A 12,675-nucleotide genomic window follows, 5' to 3' on the forward strand; every position below is an offset into this window, starting at 1 on the left:
ATAGATGAACTTTTTTTGTTATCAAACACCCGGAAACCATCCTGGTGTATTTATGATGACATTCCATAATGGGTCGGGAATGAACAGTTCTTTTTGTTTGTTTTTATCCAATTCTGTTACAATTTCATTTTCTTTACCTTCTGCTATTTTTTGAACCCAATCAGGATCTATAATGAGTTCTCTTCCGATTGCCAACAGTGGAATCCTTGTTTCGAAGGCTTTACGTGCATCTTGGGCAGAGTAGATGGAACCTACCGCAATTAGCGGAACACGCTCTCGAATGGTTTCAAGCAGGTATTGAATTCGTGTTTGATTAAGGTTCTCGACTCCTCTTCTAGGTTTTGAAAAGAAATCCGATAATGAGACGTGTAAATAATCAAGGTCCTTGTCAGCTAGTGAATCTACCAATTTAAGCGTATCTTCCATTGTAATCCCAGGAGTTTCTGGCTCTTCGGGTGAAAAGCGATACCCAACAATAAAAGGGGAGGTAGCGTGTTCTTTTACAACTTTTATGACTTCATTGATGATTGCAAGTGGAAAGGTCATTCGTTTCTCTAAATTTCCCCCAAAACGATCTTCTCTTCGATTGGAGTGTGGCGAAAAAAATTGTTGGATTAAATAACCATTTGCTCCGTGAATTTCAACACCGTCATAACCTGCTTCAATGGCACGTCTAGTCGTTTCTCCAAAGGCATGAATGATTTCTTCAACTTCTGATTCACTTAACGATCGTGGTTTGACCTCGGGCTCTTCAGTCGAAACACCACCTCTTTCTGCAGGTATATCACTTGCACTAACAATTTCTCCATTTGGCACTAATTCAGGTGGACACATCCTTCCACCATGAAAAATTTGTAAAATGGCTTTTGCCCCTTGTTCTTTAATTGCGTTTGCTAACCTTTTTAAGCTTGGGATCATATCATCGGAATCACCTGCAAACTCCCCAGGAAAACCTTTACCATTTGGAGTAACATAGGTACAAGCGGTAATCACCATGCTGACACCTTTTGATCGACCGGCATAATAGTTAACCTCATCATCTGAAACGGTTCCATCTGGATTCGATGAGAAATTTGTCATAGGCGCCATCACGATTAGCTTTTTCAACTCCACTCCGTTTGGAAGGGTTAAAAACTGTTTGTCTATTTCGTGACATTTATAGACAAACAGTGGTTATTAATGGATAATTTAACTATGGAAAAATTATATCGATTAAGTGAAGTTGCAAGAATTTTAGCTGTTTCCACACGCACCATACAGCGTTGGGATGTGGCTGGGAAAATTAAATGTATACGAACGCCTAATGGGAAACGGAGAATACCTGAGAGTGAGATTCAGCGTATTTTAGGGAAACATCCCGATCAACCTACGGAAAGAAAATTAGTGATTTATGCCCGAGTCTCCTCTCACGAACAAAAGAAAAAAGGAGATTTAGAACGACAAGTACAAATCATAAAAGAAAAAATCGATTCTTCTCTTTTCTCTACGATTGATATCATAGAAGATGTGGGATCGGGCTTACATGATAAACGTAAAGGTTTACTAAAATTACTTACATTGGCAAAGAACAAACAAATTACGGACGTGGCGGTTCGCTACAAAGATCGATTAACCCGATTTGGCTTTGAATATTTACACATTTATTTCGATAGTCATGGGGATACACTACATGTCCTGGATGACAAAGAAAAGGAACCAACCCTTCAAGAGGAATTAGTGGAAGATCTATTGGCAATTGTAACGAGTTTTTCTGGAAAATTGTACGGAAGCCGCAGCCATAAAAATCACATCATTCAAGAAAAAGTGAAAGGAGCTATCCACGATGTTGCAAACTTACCAGACAAGGTTGAGGAGAAATCAACTGAATAACGGTTTGTGTTCAGAAGACTACCTCCAGGAATACGGTGAGTTTTTTGGTCAACTGGAACGGAAACTGTTTGTACAATTTTATGTGAATAAGCAAACCGTTTCCTCGATCAAGTCTACCTTTTCGAACCATCACGGAATCACGGCGAGGCAATTCAATTCTCTTCGGATTCAATTGGAAGGAAAAATCGATTCGGTCAAGGAAAACAGAAAATTCAAAATCGAACAATTAACGGAGAAGATTATAGCAGTTGAGCGATCGATCGAAAAGCATCTTAGACAAAAAGAGAAGTGGCAGGAAAAAATTCAAAAATTGACTCCAACGAACCCCCAATTTGAGAACACCGTTAAAAGATATCGAAACATCAAGTTTGTCCTCCACCAAAAGAAGCGAAAATTACGTAATCTCCAACAGAAACAAGCAAAGTTACAATATGATATACAAGTTAATCGAATCCGGATTTGTTTTGGCTCGAAGGCACTGTTCCACAAGCAATTTTATTTAGAAGAAAATGGGTACAAGTCCCATGAAGAATGGAAACAAGATTGGCAAAACAAGCGCAGTGCTCAATTTCTTGTCGTAGGGTCAAAAGACGAAACCTTCGGAAATCAAAGTGCTCCCTACAATCTAGAGAATGAACTTCGTTTACGTGTCTCCCACTGCTTTGAAGGAAAATACGGAAAATATATTTATTTTTCCAACGTGTTATTTCCATATGGACAACCCTTTTTAGATGAAGCAAAGAAAGCGTACATCGGTATCACAAAAGGTGGAAGACCACAGAAATACTTTAAAGCCGTCACCTATCGTTTTGTAAGAGAACAAAAAGGGTGGTATCTCTATGCGACGGTAGATAGAGAAACACCTGATATCGAGACAACAAACCTTGGAGGAGCAATCGGAATTGACTTAAATGCAGGTTTTTTAACTGCCTGTGAAATTGATCGATTCGGGAACCCATTACGTGAGTGGAAGATTTCTTGCCAAATGTATGACAGAAGAAAAGAGCAAATTTCGGCTTCTCTGAGTAATGGGATTCAAAGTGTCTTACTGTATGCCAAAGAAAAAGGAAAGCAGGTAGTGATTGAAAACCTCAACTTCTCCAAGAAAAAAGCAGCATTAGGAGAAAATAATAAAAAAATATGCTCGGATGTTATCGGGATTTGCTTTTGCCCAATTCCAAGAAATCATCCAATCCAAGGGGAAGAAACTGGGTGTAGGTGTAGTGTCTATTAACCCCGCCTATACAAGTCAAATTGGTCATATGAAGTTTATGGCTCGTTACGGGTTTAGTTCACACGGTTCCGCCGCTTGTATGATTGCCAGAAAATCTTTTCGCTTCCGGACAGAGCAACCGAGATATGATACGGTTTTAGGACTCCCAAAGACATTTGACAAAGAAAAATCCAATTATAGAAATTGGATGAGTTTAACCCAATATATCAAAAAGAATTATACGTTCCAGGACAAAATTGAGTTGTTAAAGGCAGATCGCTAACAGGCTTTACTGCATTGGAACGGGGGCAACGCTTCCCTGATACCTGTAAGGAATGAAGGGACCACGTACTTCCGTTCTCGTCATATTTAATTTTTTTATATAGCGAGGCTAACAGCCTGAAAAGAGTACAGCGAGATAGAACTCCTGTATCCTTGCGCGTACGTTGTACTCAAGGTCAACGTAATGGGCATGTGACGGAAACAATGAAATCTATTTGGAGTTTAAAAACTTATCTAGATGGATGTTTCCATTCTTGTTTTGGAGCGTGACTCTCCAACGTGATTCGTAAGAAAAACTGTTCGTCTTACGTGCAAGAATTTATCTCTTGAACAGGCATTTGTATTGAATGACTATAAATGTCTATGTTTTTAGGAACGGTTAAAGGTGATAGCATTAATTGATTGTTTGAATTCATACTGCGGTTTCCTCCTAATTTTATCTGAAGGCATGAGAAATATTCCATTATAGCCTTGACAATTGGACTATCCTTTATGAAAGTAAATCGAAGGTCTTGTCCAACTAATTAGTTATACATCCTTATTTTAGCAGATGAAAAATTAAGGGATCAATCAGCCTACCTTATGTTTTATGACACGGTGTCATTTGTGATACAATATATGACAGAGTGTCACACTCTCAAATGATGAAGAGTAAAAAGAATGTGAGGTAGGATTGATTTTAAAATGAATATACTCGTTACGTTGGATTCAAATTATATAAAACCGTTAAAAGTGATGCTTAAATCTCTTTTTCTCAATAATCATGGTAATTCCTTTACTATCTATTTAATACATTCTAGTATAGCGAAACAAGAATTAGAGGATTTAGATCTGTTTATTCGAAATGATGGTAGTCAATTAGAAGTAATTGGAATCGACGATAGCTATTTTAAGGACGCACCGACTCTTTTACATTATACAAAAGCAATGTATTATCGACTGCTAGCATTTGAATTCTTACCGAAGGAATTAGACCGAATTTTATATTTAGACCCTGATATATTAGTGATCAACCCAGTCAGAGAGTTATATGAAACGGATATGGATAGCTATTTGTATGCAGCGGCATACCATGACCATGTGATGGTCAAAGGAGTGAATAAGGTTCGATTAAATCATTACGAAATGGATGCTTATTATAACTCAGGGGTACTATTAATGAATTTGGAATTGCAGAGAGAATGGATTGACAAGAACACTATCTTTGAATTTGTTGAAAAAAATCGAGCCAAATTAATTATGCCAGATCAAGATGTGATTAATATTCTATACTCGAAACAAATAAAGAGTTTAGATGAGAAATTGTATAATTATGATGTACGCTACTACAATTATTATAAAATCAAGAATGGCGGCATCTGTGACATGGATTTTATTTTCAGAAATACGGTCATTCTTCATTTTTGCGGAAAGAAAAAACCATGGAAGAAACATTATAGTGGTAAATTCTATTCCTTATATAAACATTATGAACATTTAGCTTTGAATAAGTCAGTAGGTGCAGTTCAATAATATTTATACATTGAAGGAAATTGAACAATTGTATTTGATTTTTTTCTTTATAGAAAGGAACCCACTAAGAATGAAATTACAACAACAACCAATTAACACAGAAACATTAGATGAATTGCGTTTGAAAATAACCCGATTTGGTCTTGCCTATCAATTTGCCTTAGAAGAAATTAGTACGAAAGTTAACATATTAAAAGAAGAATTTCGTTTAGTTCATGATTACAATCCGATTGAACATGTCAATACTCGAGTGAAATCGATTGAAAGTCTTTTGAAAAAAGTGCAGAAGAAAAATTTGCCACTATCATTAGAAGCGATTCAAGAGAATATTAAAGACATTGCGGGAATTCGAATTATTTGTTCCTTTGAATCAGATATTTATCGTGTTAGTGAAATGATTCAAGCACAATCAGATATTGAAGTTGTAGAAGTGAAAGACTATATTCAACATCCAAAACCAAATGGGTATCAAAGTCTACATATTGTTATGAAGATTCCCGTGTTCATGTCTGATCGAAAAATAGATGTGTACGTAGAGATGCAAATTCGTACCATTGCCATGGATTTCTGGGCGAGTCTTGAACATAAAATTTACTATAAATATAATAAGCAAATCCCTGAGTATTTAAGTAGACAATTAAAAGAAGCAGCTGATATGGTCGCTGAACTCGATCGGAAAATGGAGCAGATCAATATGGAAATCAATATTTTAAAGGAAAACGATCCAGCACAGCCTACTGATCAGTTGATTTTTAATCCGAGAGATTTAATGGAGCAAATGATGGAAAATATGGATATTACAGATTAATAAGGAAATGAAACAAGAAGGTGATTTCTAAGATTCATAGATGATGGATCTTAGAAATCATTTTTTTATTTCGCGAAACTGTAAAGTTTCGGAAGGTCATAGGTGTCTTACGTATTTTTGAGTAAAATCAAAGTTTTTAGAAAAAATAGTGGTAAAAATCCATCTTCTGTTATATAATATCTTTAATTAATTTATTTGTTATATAACAAATATTTCGAGAAAGATGTAAGTTAATTTTTAAAAAAAGAAAATCCTAAAGAGGAGCGATGTAACATGAAACAAGTGGATTCTATTGCAAGAAGAATACTTGGTTGGAAACTTAATAGATGGGACCGTTGGTACGATTATGAAAACCGTATGTTTATCCAAGATTCAGATTTCCAACCCGAGCAAAATATTGAACATGCGATGCTAATTGTGGAAAGGTTGAAGCAATTTGGATTTACGTATACAAACAGTGGTCCAACAGAAGTTCGTTTCAACAATATTTCTGGTACTGGTAACACGCAAGCACAAGCCATCACAGATGCTGCCTATAATATTATCGAACGTAATTTAAATATTGACGACAATGAGATTTGGCGTACTATGTGTTAATTAGTTTCATTACAGATCAAAACCAAGAAAGGATGACTCAACATTTAATAATGGAATGAGAGTCGTCCTTTTTTTGTTTATTTTTGACTTCTTAGAGGAAGAGCCTTTATTAAGATTGATTAACCTAAAGTTCATAAATATTTCAGATTATTGATTAATATAATGAAAGAGCTCATTTCAAATTAAAGTCTTTTTAGAAAAAAAGGAAGTGAATCTGTATGCAGTATTTTTACAGCGTACAATCAGGTGATACCTTATATGGAATATCCAGGAGATGGGAATTACCACTTGAAAGTTTAATTGCTGCTAATAATCTATCACCTCCTTACACGATTTTTATCGGGCAACAATTAGCCATTCCTCTGGGTGTCAATCGGGTAAGAGTAAAGCCTGGAGATACGGTATATAAGCTTTCCCAACTTTTTAGAATCCCTCCATCTGTAATTATAGCAGCCAATCAACTCCAGCCTCCGTATTGGATCATCGAGGGACAGCTGTTAGAAGTTCCGCCAGGAGTTCCCTATTATGTTGTTCAGACTGGTGATACTTTGTATCAATTGGCTTTGAGGTTTAATGTTATCACTGGAAGCTCACCAAACGTTGAGCTTATTCGGAAAACCAATGGACTATCAAACGATCGATTGTTTCCAGGAATGAGGTTAACGATTCCTTACGCTCCAACAGGGGATGAGGGTCTGATTGCTTATAATTCCCAACGTGGAGGTCATGATGATATTTGGTTGTATAATCCCAAATCCGGAGGTAATCGTCAATTAACGAACGGATTAGGAGATTCTTTATCCCGTCCGGAATGGTCACCAAATAGTCAGTATATTGCCTTTGTGGGAATCAATCGAAATATTTATATCGTTCATGTTCAAACTGGAGCCATTACCCTTATTGATCAGTTAAATGAAACTGAAAGTTTAACGCTAGATTGGTCTCCTGATAGCACTACAGTAGCTTATGTAAAGCAAAATGGGATCATTTTATATCACATTCTTACCCATCGGGCGCAAAGAATCCCTCAACCTGGTGTAAGGGATGTTCAATGGTTTCCAAGCGGAGTGGAATTACTTTTTCAAGCTCATGACTCATCAGGGCTTGATCAATTATATCGGATTCGTACTAATGGATCAGGAAAAACACAAATCACGCAACTGACAACGGGTCCAATCAATGATGTAAAGCTTTCGCCTGATGGAAACTTTGCGTTATATACAAGTCCTGGGGCAAGTATTTCTATTATTTATACTGTGGAGCTTTCAACGGGTACTGTATTTGAAATAGCGGGAGGACCTCTGGCCAAAAATTATTACCCATCATGGTCGCCAGATTCCTTTAGGATCGCCTATAGTGCAACCGCATCTGAAACACAGGGCTATTTTTCTCATATTAGAGTAGTCGGCAGAAGAGGGGAGAATGATCGAATTCTAGCTATTTCTAATTGTTTTGCAACTCCTGTTACCTGGTCGATAACTGGTAGAAGCATTGGGTATCTTTCTGGTTGTACTCAAAAAGAATTTGCGACTGAAATGTGGATAATCGATATCAACCATCCTGTACCGTTTAGACAGGTATCGGGTACTCATTTAACGTCACTTCAATGGTCTCCGCTTCCAATTACAGAGGTTCCAATAAACACCTTTATCAGTCAATTGTACCGAGTAAGGTTTTCATATCCATCCAATTGGCAAAAGGTGAGTGAAGAAAGGTATGAAGGAAAGGATGGTTTCTTTCAAATATCGGCCATTTCATCAGATGAAGGGTTAGAAACCGTATGTCAAAATGAAGCTTTTCATCCATTATTACCTTACGGATCGTCTCCTCAAACAAGGCATCTATCTATACAAAATCAAAGAGCATGTTTGATTTTCCCTTCTGCAGACCAACCGGCAGAGATGAGAAATCAAGCAGCACTTATTGTCACATATCCTGTTCCAATTGAAATAGAGGGTACTAGATACCAATATTTTGTTCTTTGGGCAGACGCACCACATATTGGGCAACTGGGTTCAACGCTTGCTTTTATATAATGAGAATAATGCTAAGGGGCAAGAAAATTATGAATAGTTTCCTTTAAATATTAGGGTGACTGGAATTTTGTCACCCTTCACTTATTGTACTTTCCTTAAGCCCTTACCTTCCATAATATGCTGAATACCTTCTTCACAAACCCCGTATGAACGCCATGAGCATGTTTCACAGATGACCTCAATATCAGAGGGAACTGTATTTTTTTGGATCGTCGTTTCAATGTCTTTCCATTTTAACACTTGACCAATTTTTAGTCCTAACTTTTCCAAGATGATACGATCTCTATTGTCAATATGAGGGTCTTGACAATGGTATTCACCTGAATTTGGATATTTTTCACACAAATGATCAGGTCCTGCAATGATTTGTACCCAGGTTTGGGGATCACTTCTTAACGTTTGATGAACTTGTGTCATATTTTCAACATATTCTTGAGAATACCCCATGCCTTGATAGCCTAAAAGGCAAAATAGATGATGACCTCGTAATTTATACATAAATTTTCTCCTAATGAACATTTGTAAACTAAAATACTATAATGGTTTACATTTTTTATTTTAACATAAATATAGTTTATCTTTAAGGTGATTTTTAAATTTTTGTTCATAACCAAACGTCTCAAAGCAATGCCATGGATCCGTATTTATATCATCTATGTCAGTGTTCTAATGATACAAATCACATTTCATCTCAAACTCTTATTATATGATTTAGAAAAAGAGGTGAAATGATGGAGAAGAATTGGTCAATCGCCCTTGAACATGATGAATATGAAGAAGATAGAGGTTTAGTCGTTCGTGATGCGATCCAAGCGGTGAAGGACACGGGAGGCTGGCTACTATGTAAACGTAGTGACACCATCGAATTTTGGAAATCCTGATGACTATTTAACAAAAATCTTAGTGGACCATTTTAACGATTCCATCAAAACGGAATTTAAATCTCAATGTGGATGCGGAGGATATGTGTTAAGAGTGTGGAAAATCTAATAAAAAATGAACGACTTCAAATTTAAAGGACATACCCTATTTGCCATAATCATAGGATATGTCCTTTTTTCATAAACAACTTCTTATTTTTGGATTTTAAATTTGATGATATACTCGGTCATAAATCCAATCAATATTCCGAAAACAATGGGCATTAATGAAATTTCCGTATATGAGGGTGTGAGTGTAAATTGAAGAAAATCTAGATTAGCTATAAAGCCTATCATATACAGTAGTACTATGGTTCCTACAGCTACGGATAAGGGGATCCAAAAGGGCTTACGCATACATTTCACCTCCAATCATTTGTCTTTTTATCTTGGAGTGAATACATCTGCTTATATCTATTATACAAGAAGAACGCTGCTGTTTGTGTTAAAATCATTTTAAGATCTATGTGGAGGAATATATATGGAAGTTCTTACGCTTTTATCTTTTTTGGGGGCAGCTATTGTCCTTACACTTATGCCTGTACCTGATAACTTATTCGGCTTGGCTAAAAAATAGGGAAAGGAAGGCATGCAATATATACGACATTCGGATTCTACACAGGATTACTTGTACATATAACTGCTGCGACAATCGGAATATCAGCCGTTATTTATCATTCAGCTTTAGCCTTCTCTTTAGTCACATATGCGGGAGCCGTATATTTGTTATATTTAGCGTATAAGTCATTTACAGAAAAAGAATCAAGTTTGAATCTAGTTACAAAATACTCTTTAAATTATAGATCCTTGTACAAAAAGGAAATCATTAAGAACCTTTAAAATCCCAAAGTGTCACTGTTTTTTCTGACCTTTTTCCCACAGTATATTCATTATGAAAACGGACATGTTTCGCTGCAAATGTTAGTCTTAGGGACTATCTTTCTTGTCCAAACTATAGTGATTTTTACCTTTATTAGCATATTTTCTGTTAAAAGGAAATTACTTCAAAAAAAATTCGGTTATTCCTAAAAAAATCTATCTCATTTAAGCAAGTCTTGTTGAGTAGCATTAAAAGCTACTCTTTTCTTCTAAATAATCATGCCTATTGAATTCTGTTGCTTGTTTTTTACTAACTCTCCTGATGAATCCCATCAATGCCCGAATGGTTAAATATTTAATGTTCATATTTATAAACGTGTGGTACCATTTCCACCCTTTATGCCATCGAACCATGTTTAAATATTTACCAGCCAACACTTCAATCAAAAGCTGTGGAATGGTAAAACATAATTGTTTCCGTAAAATACGAAGAATGGATTTATCCTTATAGGTGAATTGATTATAAAAAACACTCACAAGCGGGCAAAGTAATAAATCAAATACAAGATGATACTTAAAAGAATTAGGGAAAATTCGAACAGGGTAGGTAAGAAACTTTTTTTGAACTAATACATGATCCACTATTGCTGAAATTAAGGCAGTTAGTAAGAAAACGATGATCCAGTCTTTAACAGTTTTCTTTTTAAAGGCGACAGGTAGTAAAACAATTCCGATTAGCATAAAGAGTCTAAGAACTAATTTTTGCATAAAGCGGCTCCTTTTCAATATAACGACTTGATCTATTTAGTAAAAGTGCTATATTCAACATAATTTATTGCCAACATAAATATTTTTTACATAATAGTAAGATTTATTCTAGTGCTTCTAACAGGAGGGAATGTCCATGAATCAAAGCAGTAAAATGTCTTACCGTCCAACCACCATGGCCCCAAATGGGATGATCACGACTCCCCATTACTTGGCCTCACAAGCTGGATTGAAAGTACTTCAAGAAGGAGGAAATGCGGTTGAAGCAGCGATTGCAGCGTCAGCGACCATCTCGGTTGTTTATCCTCATATGAATGGAATCGGTGGAGATAATTTTTGGTTAGTCTATCATGCTAAAACACAAGAATTAAAAGCCCTTAACAGCAGCGGACGTTCTGGACAACAAGCATCGATTTCATTTTATAGAAGTCAAGGATACACGAAAATTCCAACAAGAGGAGCGATGGCGGCAAATACAGTACCAGGGGCAGTTGCTGGTTGGGAAAAAGCCTTTCAATATTCGCAAAATCAAATGGGGGGAACTTTTAGCTGGGATGTGTTGCTAAGATCAGCGATTCATTATGCCAAAGATGGCTTTCCAGTGACACCTAGCCAAGAATACTGGACAAATGCAAACCTTGATTCCGCTGATGATGAATTTAGACATCTCCAACGTTTTTCAGAGTTTCAAAAAATCTTTTTAAAGTCAAACGGACTGTCTTATCAAGCGGGAGAACAAATGAACCAGCCTGATCTAGCTTTAAGTCTGGAGGCAATTGCCAGCAAGGGAAGTTCGTATTTTTATCGGGGGGAACTAGCCAAAAGCATAGTACAAGATCTGCAAAATCATGGCGGACTGTTGACGTATCAAGATTTTAAGGACCATCATTCGGATTGGGTAGATCCACTTTCGATTCGTTATCGGGGCTATAGAGTCTATAATACTCCGCCAAATTCCCAAGGTTTCGCTTCGCTTTCGATCTTAAATATACTGAATCACTTTGATCTGTCTTATATCGAAGAAGGCTCTGCAGATTATTATCATTTGCTAACTGAAGCTACTAAACTTGCTTTCTATGATCGTGATCACTATTTAACTGACCCTGAGTTTTCTCCAATTCCAATAGATGAACTATTATCCGTTCAAAGAGGAATGGAATTAGCGAGTAGGATTGACTTTACAAGGGGTACACATGTCCAAAAACAGTTAGATCCTAAAGGGGATACTATCTGGCTCGGTGTTGTCGATCAAGAGGGGAATGCGGTTTCGATGATTCAAAGCATTTATCATGAATTTGGTTCTGGTTTTATTCCGAAAAATACTGGAATTCTCTTGCAAAACCGGGGGAGTTTTTTCTCTTTAGATGAGAACCATGTAAATTCGTTACAGCCCAAAAAACGAACCTATCATACGTTAAATCCAGCCATGTTGTTTAAAAATGACAAACTTTACCTCGTATATGGAACGATGGGTGGAGAAGGGCAACCGCAAACACAAGCAGCACTTGTTACAAGAATAATCGATTATGATTTTCCTGTTCAAGCGGCGATTGAGGCGCCAAGATGGTTGTATGGAAGAACATGGGGAGCTTCCTCAAACAGCTTGAAGCTCGAGGGGAGAATATCTGATGATGTCATTTCAACCTTGCAAAGGAGGGGGCATGAAGTAGAGGTTCTAGATGATTTTACAGATATAATGGGTCATGCGGGAGCGATTAAAATTGATGAAAATACGGGTGTGAAATTCGGGGGCGCAGATCCTCGGGGAGACGGAGCGGCTATCGGATATTAGTTATTTTAAAATCTTCTATTCTATTATATTAGATTTTAGTAAAATATAGGAAAAGATCT

13 protein-coding genes are annotated in these 12,675 nt (G+C 36.6%); 10 read left to right on the forward strand and 3 right to left on the reverse strand.

Annotated features, from left to right (window positions below; translation table 11 throughout):
- Window positions 1-21: 21 nt before the first annotated feature.
- The gene (locus Q5760_RS12380) at window positions 22-1,146 is read right to left on the reverse strand and encodes an NADH-dependent flavin oxidoreductase (RefSeq protein WP_428912567.1); all 1,125 of its coding nucleotides are present in this window, start codon (window positions 1,144-1,146) and stop codon (window positions 22-24) included.
- Between the two features lie 48 nt (window positions 1,147-1,194).
- Here Q5760_RS12380 and Q5760_RS12385 point away from each other — a divergent pair, with 48 nt between their 5' ends.
- The 7 genes from Q5760_RS12385 to Q5760_RS12415 all read left to right on the forward strand — a co-directional run bounded on the left by Q5760_RS12385 (window position 1,195) and on the right by Q5760_RS12415 (window position 8,317).
- A complete protein-coding gene (locus Q5760_RS12385; protein ID WP_428912457.1) occupies window positions 1,195-1,869 on the forward strand; it encodes an IS607 family transposase in 675 nt (224 codons plus the stop codon).
- A complete protein-coding gene (locus Q5760_RS12390) occupies window positions 1,823-3,103 on the forward strand; it encodes a hypothetical protein (protein ID WP_428912458.1) in 1,281 nt (426 codons plus the stop codon). The genes Q5760_RS12385 and Q5760_RS12390 overlap by 47 nt, the downstream gene beginning before the upstream one ends.
- The gene (locus Q5760_RS12395; protein ID WP_428912459.1) at window positions 3,093-3,365 is read left to right on the forward strand and encodes a hypothetical protein; all 273 of its coding nucleotides are present in this window, start codon (window positions 3,093-3,095) and stop codon (window positions 3,363-3,365) included. The genes Q5760_RS12390 and Q5760_RS12395 overlap by 11 nt, the downstream gene beginning before the upstream one ends.
- A 683-nt stretch (window positions 3,366-4,048) precedes the next feature.
- Window positions 4,049-4,876, forward strand: coding sequence for a glycosyltransferase family 8 protein (locus Q5760_RS12400; protein WP_428912460.1), 828 nt, complete (start codon window positions 4,049-4,051; stop codon window positions 4,874-4,876).
- 70 nt (window positions 4,877-4,946) lie between these two features.
- Window positions 4,947-5,684, forward strand: coding sequence for a GTP pyrophosphokinase (locus Q5760_RS12405; RefSeq protein ID WP_428912461.1), 738 nt, complete (start codon window positions 4,947-4,949; stop codon window positions 5,682-5,684).
- Between the two features lie 273 nt (window positions 5,685-5,957).
- Window positions 5,958-6,281: a BC1872 family protein gene (locus tag Q5760_RS12410; protein ID WP_428912462.1), complete on the forward strand. Its 324-nt coding sequence runs from the start codon at window positions 5,958-5,960 to the stop codon at window positions 6,279-6,281.
- Window positions 6,282-6,499: 218 nt separating this feature from the next.
- Window positions 6,500-8,317, forward strand: coding sequence for a LysM peptidoglycan-binding domain-containing protein (locus Q5760_RS12415; protein WP_428907962.1), 1,818 nt, complete (start codon window positions 6,500-6,502; stop codon window positions 8,315-8,317).
- 81 nt (window positions 8,318-8,398) lie between these two features.
- On the opposite strand, the gene Q5760_RS12420 is transcribed toward Q5760_RS12415, so the two are convergent.
- A complete protein-coding gene (locus Q5760_RS12420) occupies window positions 8,399-8,815 on the reverse strand; it encodes a DUF1284 domain-containing protein (RefSeq protein ID WP_428907963.1) in 417 nt (138 codons plus the stop codon).
- 233 nt (window positions 8,816-9,048) lie between these two features.
- On the opposite strand from Q5760_RS12420, the gene Q5760_RS12425 reads away from it, so the two are divergent.
- Window positions 9,049-9,198, forward strand: coding sequence for a hypothetical protein (locus Q5760_RS12425; protein WP_428907964.1), 150 nt, complete (start codon window positions 9,049-9,051; stop codon window positions 9,196-9,198).
- A gap of 675 nt (window positions 9,199-9,873) precedes the next feature.
- Window positions 9,874-10,077, forward strand: a complete 204-nt coding sequence (locus tag Q5760_RS12430) for a LysE family transporter (RefSeq protein ID WP_428912568.1) — start codon at window positions 9,874-9,876, stop codon at window positions 10,075-10,077.
- A 228-nt stretch (window positions 10,078-10,305) separates the two neighbouring features.
- Here Q5760_RS12430 and Q5760_RS12435 read toward each other — a convergent pair whose 3' ends face one another.
- Entirely contained in the window at window positions 10,306-10,824 is a 519-nt protein-coding gene (locus tag Q5760_RS12435; RefSeq protein WP_428907965.1) for a CBO0543 family protein, read from the reverse strand.
- 136 nt (window positions 10,825-10,960) lie between these two features.
- Between Q5760_RS12435 and ggt the strand changes: the two genes are divergently transcribed.
- Window positions 10,961-12,616, forward strand: coding sequence for a gamma-glutamyltransferase (gene ggt / locus Q5760_RS12440; RefSeq protein ID WP_428907966.1), 1,656 nt, complete (start codon window positions 10,961-10,963; stop codon window positions 12,614-12,616).
- The last annotated feature ends 59 nt before the right edge of the window (window positions 12,617-12,675 follow it).

It is taken from the genome of Niallia sp. Kr1 (assembly GCF_050389805.1).
GTDB lineage: Bacteria > Bacillota > Bacilli > Bacillales > Cytobacillaceae > Bacillus_BD.